Source organism: Scopulibacillus darangshiensis (assembly GCF_004341035.1).
Taxonomy (GTDB): Bacteria; Bacillota; Bacilli; order Bacillales; family Sporolactobacillaceae; genus Scopulibacillus; species Scopulibacillus darangshiensis.
In genome coordinates this window covers 279,343-300,501 of record NZ_SLXK01000001.1, presented here as the reverse complement: position 1 = coordinate 300,501, position 21,159 = coordinate 279,343, and the positions used below count along the sequence as shown (strand labels likewise).

General features: G+C 42.1%; 22 protein-coding genes. All 22 read right to left on the bottom strand.

Annotated features, from left to right (window positions below):
* Nucleotides 1–17: 17 nt before the first annotated feature.
* Entirely contained in the window at nucleotides 18–362 is a 345-nt protein-coding gene (locus tag EV207_RS01575; RefSeq protein WP_132742917.1) for a diacylglycerol kinase family protein, read from the bottom strand.
* Nucleotides 363–839 carry an rRNA maturation RNase YbeY gene (ybeY, locus tag EV207_RS01570; protein WP_132742915.1) on the bottom strand — a complete coding sequence of 159 codons (477 nt, stop codon included), beginning with the start codon at nucleotides 837–839 and terminating at the stop codon, nucleotides 363–365.
* Nucleotides 836–3,001: an HD family phosphohydrolase gene (locus EV207_RS01565; protein WP_132742913.1), complete on the bottom strand. Its 2,166-nt coding sequence runs from the start codon at nucleotides 2,999–3,001 to the stop codon at nucleotides 836–838. The genes ybeY and EV207_RS01565 overlap by 4 nt, the downstream gene beginning before the upstream one ends.
* Before the next feature lie 38 nt (nucleotides 3,002–3,039).
* Complete coding sequence (locus EV207_RS01560) at nucleotides 3,040–3,993, bottom strand: PhoH family protein (RefSeq protein ID WP_132742911.1); 954 nt, start codon at nucleotides 3,991–3,993, stop codon at nucleotides 3,040–3,042.
* A gap of 132 nt (nucleotides 3,994–4,125) precedes the next feature.
* Nucleotides 4,126–5,379, bottom strand: a complete 1,254-nt coding sequence (gene yqfD, locus EV207_RS01555) for a sporulation protein YqfD (RefSeq protein ID WP_132742909.1) — start codon at nucleotides 5,377–5,379, stop codon at nucleotides 4,126–4,128.
* A gap of 41 nt (nucleotides 5,380–5,420) precedes the next feature.
* Nucleotides 5,421–5,702 (bottom strand): sporulation protein YqfC, encoded by a 282-nt coding sequence (gene yqfC, locus EV207_RS01550; RefSeq protein WP_279389153.1) that lies wholly within the window; start codon nucleotides 5,700–5,702, stop codon nucleotides 5,421–5,423.
* Nucleotides 5,703–5,817: 115 nt separating this feature from the next.
* Nucleotides 5,818–6,204, bottom strand: a complete 387-nt coding sequence (locus EV207_RS01545; protein ID WP_132742907.1) for a hypothetical protein — start codon at nucleotides 6,202–6,204, stop codon at nucleotides 5,818–5,820.
* A gap of 12 nt (nucleotides 6,205–6,216) precedes the next feature.
* A complete protein-coding gene (gene floA / locus EV207_RS01540) occupies nucleotides 6,217–7,206 on the bottom strand; it encodes a flotillin-like protein FloA (protein ID WP_132742905.1) in 990 nt (329 codons plus the stop codon).
* A 124-nt stretch (nucleotides 7,207–7,330) separates the two neighbouring features.
* Entirely contained in the window at nucleotides 7,331–7,774 is a 444-nt protein-coding gene (locus EV207_RS01535; protein WP_132742903.1) for a GatB/YqeY domain-containing protein, read from the bottom strand.
* Nucleotides 7,775–7,789: 15 nt separating this feature from the next.
* Entirely contained in the window at nucleotides 7,790–7,966 is a 177-nt protein-coding gene (gene rpsU, locus EV207_RS01530; RefSeq protein WP_132742901.1) for a 30S ribosomal protein S21, read from the bottom strand.
* Between the two features lie 133 nt (nucleotides 7,967–8,099).
* Nucleotides 8,100–8,552 carry an acyl-CoA thioesterase gene (locus tag EV207_RS01525; RefSeq protein WP_132742899.1) on the bottom strand — a complete coding sequence of 151 codons (453 nt, stop codon included), beginning with the start codon at nucleotides 8,550–8,552 and terminating at the stop codon, nucleotides 8,100–8,102.
* A gap of 10 nt (nucleotides 8,553–8,562) precedes the next feature.
* A complete protein-coding gene (gene mtaB, locus EV207_RS01520) occupies nucleotides 8,563–9,912 on the bottom strand; it encodes a tRNA (N(6)-L-threonylcarbamoyladenosine(37)-C(2))-methylthiotransferase MtaB (RefSeq protein WP_132742897.1) in 1,350 nt (449 codons plus the stop codon).
* A 2-nt stretch (nucleotides 9,913–9,914) separates the two neighbouring features.
* Nucleotides 9,915–10,676, bottom strand: a complete 762-nt coding sequence (locus tag EV207_RS01515; protein WP_132742895.1) for a 16S rRNA (uracil(1498)-N(3))-methyltransferase — start codon at nucleotides 10,674–10,676, stop codon at nucleotides 9,915–9,917.
* Between the two features lie 3 nt (nucleotides 10,677–10,679).
* Nucleotides 10,680–11,618: a 50S ribosomal protein L11 methyltransferase gene (gene prmA, locus EV207_RS01510; protein ID WP_132742893.1), complete on the bottom strand. Its 939-nt coding sequence runs from the start codon at nucleotides 11,616–11,618 to the stop codon at nucleotides 10,680–10,682.
* A 20-nt stretch (nucleotides 11,619–11,638) separates the two neighbouring features.
* On the bottom strand, nucleotides 11,639–12,769 hold the full coding sequence (gene dnaJ / locus EV207_RS01505) for a molecular chaperone DnaJ (protein WP_132742891.1): 1,131 nt from the start codon (nucleotides 12,767–12,769) through the stop codon (nucleotides 11,639–11,641).
* 110 nt (nucleotides 12,770–12,879) lie between these two features.
* Entirely contained in the window at nucleotides 12,880–14,706 is a 1,827-nt protein-coding gene (dnaK, locus tag EV207_RS01500) for a molecular chaperone DnaK (RefSeq protein WP_132742889.1), read from the bottom strand.
* Nucleotides 14,707–14,758: 52 nt separating this feature from the next.
* A complete protein-coding gene (gene grpE, locus EV207_RS01495; protein ID WP_132742887.1) occupies nucleotides 14,759–15,346 on the bottom strand; it encodes a nucleotide exchange factor GrpE in 588 nt (195 codons plus the stop codon).
* A 26-nt stretch (nucleotides 15,347–15,372) separates the two neighbouring features.
* Nucleotides 15,373–16,395 carry a heat-inducible transcriptional repressor HrcA gene (gene hrcA, locus EV207_RS01490; RefSeq protein WP_132742885.1) on the bottom strand — a complete coding sequence of 341 codons (1,023 nt, stop codon included), beginning with the start codon at nucleotides 16,393–16,395 and terminating at the stop codon, nucleotides 15,373–15,375.
* A gap of 90 nt (nucleotides 16,396–16,485) precedes the next feature.
* Nucleotides 16,486–17,607, bottom strand: coding sequence for a radical SAM family heme chaperone HemW (hemW, locus tag EV207_RS01485; protein WP_132743000.1), 1,122 nt, complete (start codon nucleotides 17,605–17,607; stop codon nucleotides 16,486–16,488).
* Between the two features lie 18 nt (nucleotides 17,608–17,625).
* A complete protein-coding gene (gene lepA, locus EV207_RS01480; RefSeq protein ID WP_132742883.1) occupies nucleotides 17,626–19,449 on the bottom strand; it encodes a translation elongation factor 4 in 1,824 nt (607 codons plus the stop codon).
* An 89-nt stretch (nucleotides 19,450–19,538) separates the two neighbouring features.
* Nucleotides 19,539–19,892 carry a DUF3679 domain-containing protein gene (locus EV207_RS01475; protein WP_132742881.1) on the bottom strand — a complete coding sequence of 118 codons (354 nt, stop codon included), beginning with the start codon at nucleotides 19,890–19,892 and terminating at the stop codon, nucleotides 19,539–19,541.
* Between the two features lie 95 nt (nucleotides 19,893–19,987).
* A complete protein-coding gene (gpr, locus tag EV207_RS01470; RefSeq protein ID WP_132742880.1) occupies nucleotides 19,988–21,097 on the bottom strand; it encodes a GPR endopeptidase in 1,110 nt (369 codons plus the stop codon).
* Between the last annotated feature and the right edge of the window lie 62 nt (nucleotides 21,098–21,159).

The following is a 21,159-nucleotide window of genomic DNA, read 5'->3' as shown; positions in this document are numbered from 1 at the left end:
ACCTAGCCTTCTTTCTCTTATTGCAGTGTTGTAAAAATAATCATAAATCCAATGATGGCGGAGAAAATCGAAAACCAAAGGACCGCTCCAGCTGCGATATCCTTAGCCGCCCTTGCTAAAGGGTGAAGTTCTGTACTGATCAAATCAACAGCACGTTCAATCGCGGTATTGATTAACTCAAGGCTTATGACACCTGCCACAAGTATCAAAATGATCATAAAATGGGTCAGACTCACATGGATCATTATCGCGATGATGATCACACATAAGCCAATAACAGCCTGGATTTGCAGATTTCTTTCATGGCGAAAAGCCGAACGGATCCCGGACAGGGCATAACCGACTCTCCTGATAAAGGACACCTATTCGAACCTCGTAAGACCAAATGAGGTCAAAATGTCTTCCTGGAGGCCAAACATTTCTTTCTCATCAGCTTCAGTCATATGATCATAGCCTAGCAGGTGAAGCAGTCCATGAACGACTAAAAACCCAAGTTCACGTTGAAAGGAATGACCGTATGATTCAGCCTGTTCGCTGGCTTTCTGAACTGAAACTATAATGTCACCAAGAACTCTTGGCCCGTCTTCATCGATAATGTCAATTTCATCATCACCCATTTCTTCAAGCGCAAATGAAATGACATCAGTGGGTTGGTCCTTATCACGATACTGGGCATTAATTTCTTGAATTCTCTCGTTATCAACAAAACTCAGTGACAGCTCACACTCACCTTCCATTTTCATAACCTGTCTGGCATGTTCAAGGACATCCAGGACAAGTTGTACGTCGCTTTTTGACAGTTCCTCTGTTTCATCATATAAATCAATTGTTAGGGTCATTCATTCGTCACCTTCTTACGATTCACTTCGTCCGGGTATTCGATTCGCGAATGAAACATGCCTTTTATGGTTTCAAAAATCGATTCCCTGACGAGCTTTAGTTCATTCAAGGTTAAATTGCATTCATCAAATTGCCCGTCTTCCAGTTTTTCATTAAATATCTTTTGGACCAAGGATTCAATTTTTACAGGTGTTGGCTTGGCCATCGATCTTACGGCTGCTTCAATACTGTCAGCTAGCTCCACAACAGCCGCTTCCTTCGTTTGAACTTTAGGGCCGGGGTATCGAAACTCACTTTCCGGTATATCCTGTTTTGTTGCTTCCTGTGCTTTTATATAAAAATATTTTAACAATGACGTGCCATGGTGCTGTTCGGCGATATCGATTATTTCCTTAGGCATTCTATGCTCCCTAAGCATGTCTGCCCCATCATACGGATGAGAAATAATAATCGTCCGGCTGAGCTGCGGTGATATTTTATCATGGGGATTAACATGATTAAATTGATTTTCAATAAAAAAGTGAGGCCTTTTGGTTTTGCCGATGTCATGATAATAAGCGGCGACTCTCGCGAGCAGGCCATTCGCTCCAATTACCTCGCAGGCCCTTTCGGCAAGGTTTGCCACCATCACACTGTGGTGATAGGTGCCAGGTGCATCAATCAGAACTTTGCGCAGCAATGGATGGTTCGGATTTGATAATTCAATTAGTTTCATGGTAGATAAAATGCCAAACGTTGCTTCAAAGAATGGTACAAGACCGATTGTTAAAACAGCCGATAAGAAGCCTGACAGAAGAGCAAGCCCGATATTTAGACCAGTTTCGGCTACATGGAAAGGGCTGTTTTGCAGCATCAATAAGCATAAAACTGTAAGGACATTGACACCGGCTATGATGACACCCGCCCGCAAAATCCTTGGTCTTGTTTCATTGCCCCTTAATACAAGAGCGCCGGCTAGCGATGTCAAAAGAAGATACAAGCCCATCTGGACATCAAAGACAGCTGCTGTGTTTTCTCCCCCAAAAATCAAGCTCCCCGAAAGGGATAATATAATACTTGTAACTATAGCCATTCGCTCCGTAAAAAACATTCGGATCAGGAGCGTACCTGAGGCGAGCGGAATAACATAAATCATTCCCGTTATATGTGTGTAAATGAGATAACTATCGAGCTTAATTAATAACAGCATAAAGATGAAAATGACACTGTAAACCCATAGATCAACCGGGCGGAACTTTTTGCCCTTTTTTTCTTTTAAATGACGGCATTCAAAGACAATCAGAGTTGTCAAGAAGGCCACCATGACAGCAAGACCAATAAAAGGAATGATATTAAAATGATCATCTAGGAGACCGACAACCTTTAATTTGTGCATAACATCGCGTGTGACCAATTCGCCTTTTTTGACGATCACTTCACCCTGATGAATAACAACATTGTCCACTGATTTTGCCGCTTCCTCTTTATTTCGTTTCGTGGCATCAGCATCGAAAACATAGTTAGGGACAATAGCATAGTGTAAGACATCCGTAAGAGCATGGCGCAATTCATCATTTAAAACAGAAGATGGCAATGAAGCGGACGCTTTATTTTGGACACGTTCAAGGTCGCTCCATTTTATTTTATTGCTCATTGCTTCATAAATGGCTGTGCTTGTAATGTCCTGAGCAATGGTTAGCTCTCGTTCTGAAGTAGTTAAAAGGCTTTCTATTGTGTTATTTGATAAATCGTTTCCCGCGGGCTTTGCAAGCTTATCCTTAACAGCCTTTACCTGTCCGTCAAGTGAAGGGGGCTTATGATCACCTGTGTTTTTCTCAGATGAGTTTTTTGCCTTCTTTTTGATTTCGGAAATGACATCAAAAATATCACCGGCTTTTTCTACCTGAATAAGAGCTTCATTTTTATTATAAACATATGATGAAGGAGCGCTAGCTAGCGCCTCCTGCCTTTGAGCCTCAGTCGCTTGTTGATCGACGACTTCGACGGGGGATTGAATATCATTTTTGGCAATTTCATGGAGTGTAACATCTATTTTTTTTGGTGTGACTGAATTGATCATTAGTAAGTACATGACAACACCAAGAAGCAGATAGATCATCCAGGCGGAAAAAGGAGTTAACCTAAATCTCTCTATTATAGAAACAAAAGGTAATCGCTTCATGACTTTCCAATGCCCCCAATATTATCAAATAAGAACGTCTAGCTCTCATAAGCTTCAATAATCTTTTGTACAAGCGGATGCCGAACAACATCGACACGATCCAACTGGATAAATGCAATACCCGGAATATTATCAAGCATATCCTTAGCTGTCTTCAAGCCCGAATGTTTACCTTTAGGTAAATCAACTTGCGTAATGTCACCTGTAACGATCATTTTTGACCCAAATCCGAGACGTGTCAGAAACATTTTCATTTGCTCGGGTGTCGTATTTTGGGCTTCATCAAGAATGACGTAAGCATCCTCCAGTGTCCGCCCCCTCATATAAGCCAATGGTGCAATTTCTATCGTTCCTCTTTCAATTAAACGAAGGGTATGTTCAGCTCCTAACACATCATGTAAGGCATCATACAAAGGCCTTAGGTAGGGATCGACCTTTTCCTTCAGGTCACCAGGCAAAAAGCCTAAGCTTTCCCCCGCCTCAACCGCTGGTCTAGTAAGGACAATTCTTTTAATAATACCCGCTTTCAACGCTGATACAGCTTTAACAACAGCCAAATAGGTTTTTCCTGTTCCAGCCGGACCAATCGCGAAAACCATATCATGCTTGTTCATCGCATTAACATATTTTCTTTGGCCTAATGTTTTAACTCTAATTGGCTTTCCTTTAGCATTTACCGTGATTTCGCCTTCATACAATTCGGCTAATTCTTCAATTAACCCTTCATCAGCAAGCTTTAAGGCATAGACGACATCCCGTTCAGTAATATGTATCCCCCGCCTTATCAAGTCTAATAAAGCATTAAGAATGGATTCCACTTTCCGTAATGTTTCTTCATTTCCTGATACGCTGACCGCCCCGCCTCTGGTCACGATTGATACAGTCAATGTGTCCTCAATGACTTTTAGATTGGCATCTCCTGGTCCAAAAAGGGCTAACGCTTCATTTGCATTATCTAATTCTATATCAATTGTATATAAATCTGCTGGCAATCTTCTCAGTCTCCTTGGATAAACATGTTGTTTACCTTAGTTTACCATAATAAACCTCTTTAATTCCATTCCATATTAAAATAAGAAAAACCCGCCAAATGGCGAGTTCGTGCTGCAAAAAGCTGTTCGCTTTTAATTGTCTTGGCTTTTCTCTTCTTTTTCTTTTTCCTTTTCCTTCGCCTTTTCTATTTTCTCTTGTTGCTCTTCAGGGCTGATCAGATTTTGCACCGCGATATTTTCGTGGACAATATAGAAAATTTTAAGCGTCAAGACACCATCTTTTACATCCTTATTTTCCACTTTTCGGGAAATGATCTTGGCCTTATCAGGGAGCTTGCCCTTTAACTTTTTATATGCTGCTTCTTTGCCGGCCTTAACAGCAGCTTCCTCCGTGAGCTTTTTATTAGCCTGTTCAGTTTGACGATATGTGATGCGTTTATAGGCAATTGGCAGGTCCCAAATCAAGAAATGAACGGGTTTGACTGTGACTTCACGGTCGAATGTTTTATAAGGTTTCTTCTCTAATCCCCATAAAGGCATATCCCAGCCAAAAAGTCTCAATTGATGCTTGGTATAAGTATTGCCCGTATACGTTTTATAGTTTGATTTTAAAGGGACTGCGGTTGTGGACCGATACCAAGTTTCACCGATGACCTTTCCTTTTGCACCAACAAACTTTGGATCCTTTTCATTTCCAATCATTCCTGAAATCAAGAGCTGACCCGGCTGGACAACCTGATCAGGTTCAACGGCAGCTTGACCGTTTTCTACAAATATATCGTAAATGACGGCCTTTTTTGATGCGATTAAATTTCTTGGCCCTGGCTGCTTATCCTCTTTTGGCAATTCTTTCTGAACCACATCCACTCTATAAGTTGTCCCATCCTTTGACACACCAAGCCATGTAACCTTGGTTAATTTCCCTGAGAGGTATGATTCAATATCTTCTGTTGAAGGCAGGAAAAATTCAAAGGCACCGACATGCAGATCATTTTTTTTCAAAAGCTTTCTAATTTCTGATTCAAGCTTAGGGTCAGCCCCAGTTACATCGATGCGCCAGACGATATTCGACAGGACAAATAATATCGCGAGAAACAGAACCATACCGATGATAATGCCTGTCCTTGACAACAGGCGTTTCAATAAGAACGGAAAGCCCTTCCGGTCAACAAAATGAATGCGGCAGTCGGTTGATTTTAAGACTGGTTTAACTTTCCTTATGTCGCTTAAAAGAAGTGAACAGGAAACCGACTTATCATCAATCCGCTTTATATCCCATATGGTAATGCCATTTTTTACACAAAGATTAATAAATTGCTCTGGCAATCTGCCTTTAATCGTCACATTAACATGTCCAAAAAATGCTTCGTTCCAATTCTTTTTCATGACCGCTCCTCCGTTCCCCGTATCATTTTGCTTTTACTTCATTACTCATCTATGAAAAATACTTGTTTTATTAATCCTTCAAGTAAAATCTCTTCCGGTAGGATATTTTTCAATACGAAATTGTCGCCTTTTATTTGCAGGTGGCCATGCTTTAACGACAAACGCAGCTCATTATTGGAGAAGGCTAGGACACCTTTATGATTTTCAATATATATATGTAATTGACCAATGATTGTTATCCTAGGTAAATCCATGACCACGTCCGCAGGCATGTCGGTATGATTTACAAACCATTTTTTAAAGCTGTTTGGCCATTTTTGCACATCATTCACCCGCCTCTATATTCATTTTTATGTACCAACCTGTTCCCCTATCACTTAAAGATAAAGAAAACGAAAAAAGCAAGCACCTTGGCCAAAGTGCTTGCTTTTTTCTTTATTATGCTTTTCTTCGGTTTTTATCAACTGCATAATGCGGATTCTTCGCCCTCGGTTTGGACAGACATTCAGCTAGAATGAAAGCCTCCGCAATTTTTTGTTTGGAAAAGACCTCATGACCCGCTTGATGGACTTGCTTCTTTGCACCTAAAAAAGATGCTGTTTCTTCCGCCTGTTGACTTGTTTTAAAGAGCGGGGCTTTTCCGTCACCGCTTCGTTCAATCATTGACCGATCGATTGTTTTGTTATCATCCTTAGCCGGTACCTGAGATATAACATGCTTTATTTTTGGCTTTTCTCGCTTGTCACTTTGCCTTTTTTCCGTTTGTTTTGCAAATTGGATGATCGAAACAATTGCGATTATGATAATGATCACTACAATGCCCATGTGTCACCCGCTTTATTTGTCCTTTTTATTTTGTCCTTCATTCATATCTCCGACTGAATGACGCATTTCGGTATCAGCTTTGATATTATTATAATTCATATAATCCATAACACCCATATTGCCCTCTTTAAGCGCAGCCGCCATAGCCTGGGGTACCTCGGCTTCCGCTTCAACTACCTTCGCACGCATTTCTTCGACACGGGCGGTCATTTCTTGCTCCTGTGCGACCGCCATGGCGCGTCTTTCTTCGGCTTTTGCCTGAGCAATGTTCTTATCCGCCTCAGCCTGTTCTGTTTGCAGATGCGCGCCAATATTTTTGCCAATATCTACATCGGCAATATCAATGGATAAAATTTCAAATGCAGTTCCGGCGTCAAGACCTTTGGTTAAAACTGTTTGAGAAATCATATCAGGATTCTCAAGCACTTTCTTATGGCTGTCAGATGAACCGATCGTACTGACGACACCTTCGCCGACCCTGGCGATAATCGTATCTTCTCCGGCACCGCCTACGAGCCTGTCGATGTTAGCTCTCACTGTGATTCTTGCCTTAGCCTTCACCTCAATGCCGTCCATTGCGACACCGGCTATGAAAGGCGATTCAATCACCTTAGGATTCACGCTCATTTGAACAGCCTCTAGAACATTACGGCCGGCTAAATCAATCGCCGCACATCTTTCAAAGGTCAATTCAATATTGGCACGGTGGGCAGCGATCAAAGCATTAACAACCCTGTCAACGTTACCCCCAGCCAGATAGTGACTTTCCAGCTGATTGGTATTGATGCTAAGCCCGGCTTTTACTGCTTTAATAAGTGGATTAATGACGCGGCGCGGGATAACCCGGCGCAATCTCATTCCTACCAGTGTAAAGATTCCGATTTTTACCCCTGAAGATAATGCAGAAATCCAAAGCATGATTGGCACAAAAGTAAAGAAAATTGCTAATACAACAATAACAGCAGCTGCGATAAGTAAAATAGTTAATGTTCCCTGATCCAACACATAACCCCCTCTATTACTTTAACTTACCTGTACCTAATATTACGGAACATCTTGCAAAAGGTTTCGTCTTAAACAATAAAAAATCAAGCCCCGTTAAAGATTAAACAAGGCTTGATTCATACTACGATAGTTTATTTTGTACGATGCGGCTGACTTGGCCGCCATCTGCTCGACCCTTGATTTTTGGAATAACGGCATTCATCACTTTGCCCATATCAGCCTTAGATGATGCCCCTACTTTAGTAATCGTTTCATCTATTATTGCCTGAAGCTCTTCTTCCGATAGTTGTTCAGGCATATATAAATCGACCACAGTAATTTCCTTCTTGACACCATCAACTAAATCCTGGCGTCCTGCATTCTCAAACTCCTGGAGGGAGTCTTTCCTCTGTTTGAGTTCGCGGGATAAGACGGTTAGTCCTTCGTCTTCTGATAGTTCCTTACCGAGCTTGATCGATTCATTTTGCAGCGATGCCTTAATCATCCGGATGACTGACAGCTTTACTTTGTCTTTGTCCTTCATCGCTTGCTTCATATCTTGATTCAGACGATCAATTAAGCTCATCAGAACACCTCTTCCTTAAAACTTGCGTTTCTTTCGTGCTGCCTCAGATTTTTTCTTACGGCGAACACTTGGCTTTTCATAATGCTTGCGCTTCTTAACTTCAGCTAAAGTGCCAGACTTTGACACTGAACGTTTGAAGCGTCGTAGTGCGTCTTCAATTGATTCATTTTTGCGTACTTTAGTTTCAACCATCTTGTGTTTCCCTCCCTCCAAAACGCTACAGCTTAAGAGAGACATAAAAAATATGTCTTTTGCAATTATATACGAATAGCCGCAAATGGTCAACTTACAGAATGACCCTTAATTAAGAAATCAAACGAAAGAATTATTGGCCAAAAGCTCCCCTAGCTGCTTTTTTTTCTATTTTTTCCGGATCCTCAATTTGTTCGGTTAATTTTCCTTTTAATTGCTCTGGAATTGGCAGAGCGCGATTGTTTTTTGGTTCAAAGACGACGGTGACGGATTTCCCCTTGGCTATGACGTCCCCTGACTGTTCATCGAATATATCATGATTTAAAACAAAGCTTTTGTTCCCTATTTTTGATACATATGTTTCGACATTGAGATTTTGGTCAAAAAAGGCTTGTTTAATATAATCACAAGATGTTGACACAACAACAAAGCTTAAATCACCGGGTTTTTTGCCGATATGAAAACCTAACTCTTTCATAAAGTCAACTCGCGCTTGTTCAAAATAAATATAATAACTTACATTATTGACGTGTCCAAGTGCATCGGTTTCTCCAAAACGGACTGTGATTTTTGTTTGGTATGTCATGGACCGCCGCCTACATTATTGCAGTCTGGGGCTCGTTGGCATCCATGACCCGCACAAATTGGCCTTCATTATATGGGTAACCGGCTTTAGTAATTTTTACTTTCACCAGCTTGCCTTCCATTTCTGGTCCTACAGGGACTTTAACTTTAAGGTAGTTATCGGTGTAGCCAACATAGTTGCCTGTTGAAGCATCTTTCTTAAAAGGCTCTTCCGGAATGACTTCCAGCACTGCATTTTCGTATTTTGAAGCGTACTCTTTTGCCAGTTGATTAGAAAGTGATATCAATCGTTTGACCCTGTCATGCTTGATATCATCTGGAACCTGATTAACCATTCTCGCAGCTGGCGTTCCCGTTCTTTGTGAATAAGGGAAAACGTGCAGTTCTGAAAACCTTAAACCCCTAATAAACTCAAACGTTTCATTAAACTCTTCTTCCGTTTCACCGGGGAATCCAACAATGACATCTGATGTCAAGGCAAAGTCGGGCAAGGCTTTTCTAAGCTTCTCGATTTTCTCAGCAAAGAATTCTGTTGTATACTTTCTCCTCATCCGCTTAAGGACACTGTTTGAACCCGACTGTACAGGAACGTGGAGGTGTCTGGCAATCACTTTAGATTGGTCGATGACATCAATAACTTCGTCAGTAACCTGACTTGCTTCAATCGATGAAATTCTTAGCCGTTTTAGCCCTTTAACCTTTGCTTCAAGGTCGCGAAGCAGCTGGGCGAAGTTATAATCCTTCATGTCTTCACCATAGCCGGCCGTATGGATGCCTGTTAAGACAATTTCTTTATAACCTGCGTCAACGAGCTTCTGCGCCTGTTCAAGAACAGATTGAGGTTCTCTTGATCTGAGAAGCCCTCTCGCCCATGGAATAATGCAAAAGGTGCAAAAATTATTGCAGCCTTCCTGAATTTTAAGGGATGCCCTTGTCCTGTCCGTGAATGAAGGTACTTCAAGCTCTTCATAGACCCTGGCTTTCATGATGTTATTGACACCATTGATCGGCTCACGTTCTTTTTTATATTGCTCGATATAACCGAGCATTTTTTCCCGGTCTTGGGTTCCGACAACAATGTCCACGCCCGGTATCGCCATTATCTCAGCCGGTGATGTTTGGGCATAACACCCGGTTACACATATGACAGCATTAGGATTCGTACGAATTGCCCGGCGAATCACCTGACGGCTTTTTTTATCGCCAGTATTCGTTACAGTGCATGTATTAATAACATAAACATCAGCATTTGTCTCAAATTCTTTCCTCTTGTAGCCATTCTTTTCGAAAAGCTGCCAAATGGCTTCAGTCTCATAGTGGTTCACTTTACAGCCTAAAGTATGGAAAGCAACAGATGGCATAATTATTTCACCTCATTAATTAATTCAAAGTGGTAGGAAGCGGCAGATAAAACGAATAGCGAAGCCGTTTCAGTTCGCAAAATCCGGTTTCCCAGTCCGCACGGAATAAAATCGGCCCGCTTGAATTCATCCATCTCATTTGGAGAAAGCCCTCCCTCAGGTCCGATGACAACGAGACATTCCTCGCCGGAATCCATGCTATGAAAGACTTCAGGTAAGCCGCCCTGTTTACCCGCCTTTGCAGTCTCCTCATAAGCAACAATTTTATGCTGATATTCAGCACTCATTTTTATTAATGTCTTTATTGAAACCGGTTCGTTGACCATAGGAATCATAGCACGGTGGGATTGCTCAGCAGCTTCCTTGGCAATTTTCCTCAAGCGGTCGAGCTTCTTACCTATTTTGCCTGGCTGCCACTTCACGATAGACCGTTCAGCTTCATAGGGATAAAAGGCTTTGGCTCCACACTCTGTCCCTTTTTGGACAATGTATTCCAATTTATCACCCTTTGGCATCCCTTGAACGATAGTGATGCGAACGGGAAGCTCTTGTGTTTGCGGGCACTCATGGATGATTGCTGCCTCAACCTTTTCGGCGGTTATTTCTGTGATACGGCACAAAAAGGCCTGTTCCATACCGTTGGCACAAATTAGTTCATCACCTGGCCCCATCCGCATGACCTTGTGTATATGTCTGACATCGTCCCCGGTAATGACCACATTGTGTGACAGGATATGTTCCGGAGCGACAAAATATCGTTGCATGGCTCAATTCCTTTGTGCAACAAAAGCGATCCAATCGTCTTCTTCTAAAGTTTTTACAATCGAAAGACCGCTTTGTTCCAGTTTTGTTCGAACATCATCCTTTTTATTATAAATGATACCCGAGGTTATAAAAAAGCCTCCTGATTTTAACAAATTTACCGCATCATCGGATAAACGAATAACGATATCAGCAAGTAAATTGGCGACAATGATATCATAGGACTCGTTAAAGTTATCCACAAGATTATTTTGTTTTACAGTAACACGGTCATGGACCTTATTCAATTTCACATTCAATCTTGCGGATTGGACAGCCACATCATCAAGATCAACAGCCATAACGGACCGAGCCCCAAGCTTTGCGGAAGCGATGCTTAGGACCCCTGTTCCGGTCCCGACATCAAGGATCTCAGCCTTCTCCGGCATTACCGCCTCAAGCGCCTTAATGCAAAGCACAGTGGTTGGATGTGTTCCTGTCCCAAAAGCCATCCCTGGGTCAAGCTCAATAACCAATTCTTTATCACTTGCAGGCTGGTATTCCTCCCACGTTGGAGTAATCGTAATATGGTCGGTTAATTTGACTGGTTTGTAGTACTTTTTCCAGGCGGTCGCCCATTCTTCCTCATTTACTTCACTGATCGTTATCGTATTATGGCCAAGATCAATGTCATGAAGAAGGAGATTATTAATGCCTTGTTTGATCTCTTCAACCGTTTCTCCCAAAAAGCTGTTCACAGGCAGATAAGCCTTTATATAAACGCCTTCAACAGGGTAATCGGCGGGGTCAAGTTCATACACTTCACCTAAGTCAGTCGGCCAATCCTTTTGCAGGTCTTCAGGGTCTTCAATGACCACACCGCTTGAACCTGATTCGTGCAAAACATTCGTTATCGGATCAACGGCCTCTTGAGTCGTATGAATGCATAATTCCGACCATTTCATCAAGTCCAACTCCATTTCTTTTAATCCGCTTTAAAAGCTCGCTTAACTTTTGAAAAAAAATTGTCATTCTGTTCACCATTGACCGCATCACCGCTGATTTCAGCAAGGTCTTTGAACAATTGTTTTTCCTGTTCTGATAGTCGCTTAGGTGTGACAACCCTGACAGTGACGTGCTGGTCGCCTTGTCCGTACCCTCGAACATTTTTAATGCCTTTGCCCTTCAATCTGAATTTCGTTCCAGTTTGTGTTCCAGCCGGAATCTTCAGCTTCACTTTTCCATAAAGGGTCATGACTTCAATCTCATCCCCTAAAGCAACCTGTGCAAAATTAAGCGGGATCTCACAATAGACATCATCGCCCATTCTTTCAAAGAACTTGTGCGTCCGTACATTGAATACGACATAAAGATCTCCTGCCGGACCACCGTTTGCACCAGGTTCACCTTGACCGGAAATACGAATTTGCTGCCCGTCATCTACACCAGCAGGGATTTTTACATGAATCTTCTTATTTGTCTTTATTGTTCCGGATCCGCCACACGTGCTGCATGGGTCCTTAACAGTGGTTCCTTTTCCTTCGCAATAACGGCACACACGACGATTGACAACACGGCCAAAAGGTGTATTCTGCTCTTCATTCAGCTGACCGGAACCATGGCAATGTGGACATGTTTCGGGCTTGGAGCCAGGTTTTGCGCCGCTGCCATGACATGTTCCGCATGTTTCCTCTTTCGGAATATCAATATCGGTTTCCTTGCCAAACGCAGCTTCTTCAAAGCTAAGGCTCATGGTATATTGCAGGTCCGCTCCTTGCCGAGGAGCATTAGGATCCCTTCTTCTTGACCCGCCGCCTCCAAAAAACATATCAAATATATCGCCAAAGCCACCGAAGTCCCCGCCGCCAAAACCTTGCCCGCCGCCGAATCCTTGGTTAGGATCGGTATGGCCGAATTGATCATAATGGGCTTTCTTCTGCGGATCGCTTAGTGTTTCATAAGCATCTTTGGCTTCTTTAAATTTATCTGGCGCATCGGCATCCTTGTTAACATCAGGATGATATTTCCGAGCTAGTTTTCTATATGCTTTCTTAATCTCTTCCTTTGACGCATCACGGTTAACGCCGAGTACATCATAAAAATCTTTTTTACTCATGAAATCACTCCCGAAAAGTCTTCACATAGATAAAATAATAACACCTTTGTTTGCAAAGAAAAAGCCAAAGCCAAGACAAATGTCTGACTTTGACTCTTTTCAACATTTGATTATTTCTTTTCGTCGTCCTTAACTTCTTCGTATTCAGCGTCAACAACATCGTCTTGCCCTTTATTCTCGGCTTGTTCACCCTGAGCTTGCGCTTCTTGTGCGGCTTGCTCATAAAGTTTTACTGACAGCTGCTGGACAACCTCTTGAAGCGCATCTTTTTCTGAACGGATCGCTTCGATATCCGACCCTTCAAGAGCTTTTTGCAAGCTCTCTTTGGCTTCTGTTGCTTTAGCCTTTTCGGCTTCATCCACTTTATCGCCGAGGTCATTTAACGTTTTATCTGTAGTGAAGACCAGCTGGTCCGCTTCATTTCTTAGGTCTACTTCTTCGCGCCGTTTTTTGTCCGCTTCAGCGTTTTCTTCCGCGTCTTTCACCATTTTTTCAATTTCGTCCTCACTTAATCCTGATGAAGATTTAATTGTAATGGATTGTTCTTTGTTTGTGCCTTTATCCTTAGCTTTTACATTAACGATCCCATTGGCATCAATTTCAAATGTCACTTCGATTTGAGGGATTCCTCTCGGTGCCGGCGGAATATCAGTCAGCTGGAAACGACCCAGTGTCTTGTTGTCAGCAGCCATTTCACGTTCACCTTGTAAGACATGGATATCAACAGATGTTTGGTTATCGGCGGCTGTTGAGAAAATTTGTGATTTGCTTGTTGGAATTGTTGTGTTTCTTTCAATCAGTTTTGTAAAGACTGCGCCCATCGTCTCAATTCCAAGTGAAAGTGGTGTGACATCCAAAAGAACAACGTCTTTTACATCACCTGCAAGAACACCGGCCTGAATGGCTGCACCAAGTGCAACAACTTCATCAGGGTTAACGCCTTTATGAGGGTCTTTGCCGGTCAGCTTCTTGATCGCATCCTGTACCGCTGGAATACGTGTTGATCCACCGACAAGAATAACCTTATCAATTTCACTTGATGACATACCGGCATCGGATAAAGCCTGACGGGTTGGGCCCATCGTTCTTTCCACTAAGTCTGAAGAAAGCTCCTCAAATTTCGCGCGGCTCAATGTTAGTTCAAGATGTTTTGGTCCTGAAGCATCAGCGGTGATAAACGGTAGAGAGATTTGGGTTTGGGTCACGCCGGACAAATCCTTTTTCGCTTTTTCCGCTGCATCCTTAAGCCTTTGCAATGCCATTTTATCGTTAGAAAGGTCAATGCCATTTTCCTTCTTAAATTCTTGAGTTAAATAATCAATAATCACCTGGTCGAAGTCATCACCGCCAAGGCGGTTATCTCCAGCCGTTGACCTTACTTCAAAAATCCCATCACCTAATTCAAGAATAGAGACATCGAACGTACCGCCACCTAGGTCATAGACAAGGATCGTTTGGTCTTCGCCTTTTTCAAGACCATAAGCCAGTGAGGCTGCTGTCGGTTCATTGATAATGCGAAGGACATCAAGACCGGCTACTTTACCAGCATCTTTGGTTGCTTGACGCTCAGCATCGTTGAAGTATGCCGGAACGGTAATAACCGCCTGTTCAACCGTTTCCCCAAGATAGGACTCAGCATCAGATTTTAACTTTTGAAGGATAATAGCGGAAACTTCTTGTGGAGTGTATTCTTTGCCTTCAACTTCCACCTTATAATCTGTCCCCATATGTCTTTTGATTGACATGATAGTGTTTGGGTTTGTTACAGCTTGACGCTTTGCCACTTCACCGACTTGACGCTCTCCATTTTTGAAAGAAACGACTGAAGGTGTTGTTCTGTTCCCTTCAGGATTTGGGATAACTGTTGCTTCGCCGCCTTCCATAACAGCAACACAAGAATTTGTTGTGCCTAAGTCAATACCAATAATTTTGCTCATTTCAATAACCCTCCTATGTAAAATAAGGCGGAAAGCCGCCTAAAAAAGCTTTTTAAGAACTTACTTTGACCATGGCTGGCCTAATGACTCGGTCATTAAGAGTGTAACCGGATTGAAGGACTTCAACCACTGTATTTGATTCAAACTCATCACTTTCCACTTTCATAACCGCTTGATGGCTATTAGGATCAAATGGTTTTCCAAGAGCATCAATTTCTTTGACACCTTCTTTTTGCAAAGCATCCTTTAATTGACGAAAAACCATGTCTAATCCTGCCTTTAATCCATTGGTTTCATCCGATTCCGTCTGGATATCGAGTCCCCGCTGAAAATTATCGACGACTGGCAGAAGATCTTCCACTAAATTTTGTGCACCGTATTTCCTATTTTTTATCTTTTCCTCATTCGAACGGCGTTTGAAGTTTTCATAATCTGCTTGCACTCTTAGAAGGCGGTTTTGCAGCGTTTCCTGCTCTTCCCGAAGCTTTTGTATTTCTTCATCACTTTTTTCCGCTTCGATCGTTTCCGCTTTTTCTTCGTTTAAAATTTCTATGTCCTGTTCATCGATCGTAACCTGTTCAGTTTGCTCTTTTGTAACAGTTTCCTGGTCTGCATAATCTTGCTTAGAACGATCTGTCATATACTCACCTCCTAAAAATGTTTCCCCTAATCTCTTTCGTTTAATATTGCCGATAAACTATTTGAAAAAATATCCATCAATGTCACCACCCGGGGATAGGCCATCCTTGTCGGACCGATCACTGCAACGGTACCACAATGTTCACCGCTGACTGAATATGTCGTGGTAATGACACTGCAATCCTTGATCGCAACAAGATCATTTTCTTTGCCAATTTTGATATGCAGACCGGCAGATGGGGTCCGAAGCAGATCGTGAATGATTTCCTTTTTTTCAAATATGTTTAAGAGCGGCAACACTTTATCTATATCCTGGAATTCAGGCTGGGATAAAATGTTGTTTTTGCCTCCATAAAAAATTTTATCAGGCGAGTCAACATTTAATGTTTTCTCCAAAATGGTCATAACTTGATTATAGCTGCTGATGTTTTTTCTCAAAACATTTTTGACTTCCTGCTCAATCTTTTGATTAAGCTGATATAGCGGCACCATTTTAAGCTTTTCATTAAGGATGTTGACGAGTTTTTCAATATCCTGCTCATTAATCCCTGGAGGCAGTGATATCATCCGATTTTCGACATGCCCCGTATCCGTCACTACAATCATTACGGCCCGGTCATCATTTAAATGAATGATCTGGATATGTTTGAGCTTCGTATCCAAAAGCTCGGGACCCATGACAATTGTTGTGTAACTCGTAAAATTAGATAGCATTTCCGCTGTCACTTGGATCAGTTTTTCTAAACCCAAGTATTTCTCAGTAAATGCCGTTTTGATTTTATTCATTTCAGGAGCAGATATCATAACAGGTGACAACAAATGATCAACATAAAAACGGTATCCTTTTTCTGATGGGATTCTGCCTGATGATGAATGGGTCTTTTCCAAAAAGCCCATATCTTCTAAATCAGCTAGTTCGTTACGAATCGTGGCGGAACTGTAATGGACATCATCACGTTTTGAAATGGCACGGGAGCCAACGGGTTCAGCAGAGCGAATATAATCATCGACAAGAACTTGCAACAAAAATAACTGCCGTTCTGTTAACATCCCTCATCACCTCTGTTAGCACTCGAGACCAGTGAGTGCTAATTCTAAAATAAAATTTATCAATGATCGTGATATTTGTCAATCATTTCGTTATTTAATAAATGATTCAAAGACGGTATTTCCCAAGAAAACGCCCTGCTTCGTTAAAGCAACCCTTTTTTCATCTTCAGTCAAAAGGCCCCGCTCTTTTAAATCCGCTAATTCCCTGCTGTAGATATCATCAATAGTTTGATGATATTTAGTGTAAAAAGCCCGTTTACTGACGCCGGATAATTTTCTTAAACCTAAAAACATCTCTTCTTCAATTTTCTCTGTCCGAGTTACCTCATGTGTCGCCGTTCTGGCGTGCCCTTTTTTATTAACCTCGCGAATGTAACTTTTGATAGGACCGGCATTGACAACCCGCTTGTCATTAATATAACCATGGGCACCTGCGCCAAAACCAAAGTATTCATCGTTGTTCCAATAATGAAGGTTATGTCTGCTTTCATGTCCTTTTTTAGCAAAATTGCTGATTTCATAATGGATCAGTCCATTTGCCGCAAGTTCGTTAATAATCAATTCATACATCTGCGCTTCGATGTCTTGACCCGGCAAAACAAGCTTGCCTTTTTTCATGCGGTTATAAAAAATCGTTTTGGGTTCGATTTGAAGAGAATAAATCGAAATATGCTCAGGGTCAAGCCGAAGGGCTTCATTTATAGAAGCCCTTAGCATATCCTCGGTTTGGTTTGGCAGCCCAAACATGAGATCAATGGAAATATTGTCAAAGCCATAATGTCGCGCTTCCTGCATAACATGAATGACATCCCTATTAGTATGCGGCCGGCCAATCTCCGTCAACAAATCATTCTGAAAGGTTTGCACACCTAGGCTTAGACGAGTGACACCATAATTCTTCATCAGCCTCAATTTGGCGTTATCGAGATTCTCAGGGTTCGCTTCCACCGTATATTCCGTTATGCCATTATGATACAAATGGTCTTTTATCATCACCATAAGCTTTTCAAATTGCTCGGTATTAAGGGCGGTCGGTGTTCCCCCTCCGATAAAAATCGTCTCAATCTCGCAACTTCTGGGTTGATTAGTGATTTCCTTTTCAAGAGCGTTAAGATAGTCATCGACCGGCTGCTTTTGGATAAACACCTTATTAAAATCGCAATAATAACAGATATGCTCACAAAATGGTATGTGGACGTATGCCCCTTTAATCATGTTGCATCACAGCCTTTATTTATCTTGATCCATACGAAGAACAGCCATGAACGCTTCTTGGGGCACATCCACTTTGCCGACTGTTTTCATACGTTTTTTACCTTCTTTTTGCTTTTCAAGCAGTTTTCTTTTCCGGGAAATATCCCCGCCGTAACATTTGGCAAGAACGTTCTTCCTTAAAGCCTTAATCGTGGATCGCGCGATAACTTTTTGACCCAAGGTCGCTTGCACTGGTACCTCAAATTGTTGTCTTGGTATCAGTTCTTTCAGTTTCTCTACGATAGCCTTACCTCTTTCATAGGCAAAATCCTTATGGACGATCACGGATAAGGCATCAACTTTCTCACTATTAAGCAGAATATCCATTTTCACAAGATGTGATGGCTTGTAGCCTAAGAACTCATAATCGAGAGAGGCATAACCTTTCGTGTTGGATTTTAATTGATCAAAGAAATCATACACAATTTCCGACAGTGGCAAGTGATAAATCACATTAACACGGTTTTCGCTGAGATAGACCATATCGATAAATTCACCGCGTTTGCCCTGACAAAGCTCCATGACTTGTCCGACATAATCATTTGGTGTCATAATCGTTGCCTTAACGAACGGTTCTTCAATGGTTTCAATATCCTTCTTTTCAGGCATTTTCGAAGGATTGTCAACACGTTCCTTTACTCCGCCGATACGTGTCACGTCATATATAACACTTGGCGCCGTCGTGATTAAATCAATATTAAATTCCCTCTCGATTCGCTCTTGAATAATTTCCATATGCAATAAACCCAGGAAGCCGCAGCGGAAGCCAAATCCCAAAGCATCCGAAGTCTCAGGTTCATACTGAAGGGCAGAATCGTTAAGCTCAAGTCTCTCAAGAGCTTCTCGCAGGTCATTGTATTGTGCTGAATCAATTGGATACAGACCGCAATAGACCATCGGGTTCATCCGACGATAACCTGGCAGCGGGTCGTTTGCGGAATTAACAGCGCTGGTGATCGTGTCACCCACACGTGTATCGCTGACATTCTTAATCGAGGCGGTCAGGAAACCAACATCGCCAACAGTGAGTTCATCTTTGGCAATTGGTTTTGGAGTGAATACGCCGAGTTCAACAACTTCAAAGGTTTTATCAGTCGCCATCATTCGGATTTTATCACCCACTTTTACCGACCCTTCAACAACACGTATATACGTAATAACCCCGCGATAGGAGTCATAGACCGAATCAAAAATCAGTGCTTTTAATGGGGCATCAGGGTCACCCGATGGGGCCGGGATTTTTTCCACAATTTGTTCTAAGATCTCTTCAATGCCGATCCCTGCTTTAGCAGAAGCCAGGACAGCATCGGAGGCATCTAGTCCGATAACATCCTCAACCTCCTGCTTGACGCGTTCGGGTTCAGCACTCGGAAGATCAATTTTATTTATAACCGGAATGATTTCAAGATCATTTTCCAAAGCAAGGTAAACATTGGCAAGCGTCTGCGCCTCGATGCCTTGAGCAGCATCTACAATAAGCAACGCCCCCTCACAGGCAGCCAAACTTCGGGAGACTTCATATGTGAAATCGACATGCCCGGGTGTATCAATCAGATGAAAAATATATTCTTCGCCATCATTTGCTTTATAAACTAATTGGACCGCATTTAATTTAATTGTGATGCCGCGCTCACGTTCAAGGTCCATGGCATCAAGCATTTGTGCTTTCATTTCTCTATGAGTAAGCGCACTCGTCGCTTCCAAAATCCTGTCAGCCAATGTAGACTTTCCGTGGTCTATGTGAGCTATAATTGAAAAATTACGAATCCTAGATTGCCGACTCTTTTTGTTGTCTGACATTATAATCACTCCTACTTATCAAAAAAAAACATACTAGATCGATTATAGCATAAAGGGAAAGGGTCTGACCCCTCTCGGGTCAGACCCCTTTATAAAATCGCCTGAACAATGTTGTCCACAACAGTGGAGGTGATCGTTACGCCGGTTTTGATGACATTAGTCATTACTCCGGTCATGGCTTGTCCAATGCTTGTGACCGGCTGGACCGACCTGCTGTTCTCAAGCCGTTCCGCCCGCTCTGACAGCGTTGGTCCTTCATATTGCGCGGCAGAAGCATTTACCGTTTTTACTGATGTGTTCGAACCGGAAGATTGGATCTGTTCCTTTTGTTCTGATTGTCCCTGGAATGTCGTGGTGCCATCCTTTGCCGTTATCATCCCGTAGATCACGCATAATGATAGTAACACCAGCAAAAACATTGTTTTAAAAAGAAACTTTTTCAAGGTCAATCAGTCCTTTTAAAAAATTTTTAATGACTTGTCCAGTTATCCCAATCAGTTTTATTCATAAATATGATCAAAAGCAAAATGTATGACAGTTAATGTGTATAATGCCCCATATTTTTTTGCCCGACTTCACCATGTAAAGCTGTATTCAGCCCTCCCGCAATAACATTTGCCATATCCTCAACAAAAATATCAACTTCTTTCGGTGTCACCATCATGTTATTGCCAGTTGGTCCTAAAACTTCTTTAATCAGCTGATGCTTTTCTTCATCGGATAATGTACCGACCATGCCTAAGAATGACGCGCGATTCTCTTTACTTGGCATATCTTCGTCAGAGTACTTTTTCTTTTCACCAAATGTCATCCACGCTGGGGTTAAAGCCTTTGATGGCTTATTCTGCTCTTTCATCTCTCTGCCGAAATGCTTAAGCACCATATCAAGCGCATCGCTTGTTATTGTTACTGCATCCACGACAGTCGGAATCCCGATCGCAATGACCGGAATCCCCAAGGTATCCATGCTTAATTCCTTACGGTTATTCCCTACACCTGACCCAGGATGAATCCCTGTATCGGCAATTTGAATCGTCGTATTGACCCGCTCGATGGATCGGGAAGCAAGCGAATCAATGGCTATGACAAAATCGGGCTTGGTTTTTTCTATGACACCGAAGATAATATCGCTCGTCTCAATACCTGTCAGTCCCATGACACCTGGAGCTATGGCACTTACCGGCCGAAACCCTTCTTGTACATTCTGCGGCTGCAGATCAAATAGATGTTTGGTAATCAGAACATTTTCCACAGCATTGGGTCCCAATGCATCGGGAGTGACATTCCAGTTCCCCAATCCAACAATAAGACAGCTGGCGTCCTTAGAGATATTAATTTCTTTTAAAAAAGCGGCAAAGGTTTCAGCGAAAACCCGCTCAACGGTCTCTTGTAATTTAGTATCCTGGTTGCGTATGCCTTGAGCCTCAAACGTTAAATATTTTCCGGCTTTCTTCCCTAGCTTTTCCGCCGCTTTATCATTAATCATCATTTTTGTTAATTTGATGCCGTCCACATTTTCCTCTTTCATATCAATACCGGGAATGGGGGATTGCTTTTGTTGCTTTTGTTCCTCAACAACCATTTCCCGGGCTTCTATAGCAAGGTCAGTTCTAATTTTAAAAGCGTTGATATCCAAATTCTCGCCCACAGAGAGGCCCCCTTCCATTACAATTCCTTATTTAACATTCTGACCTTTTTTAAGTTTTTTCA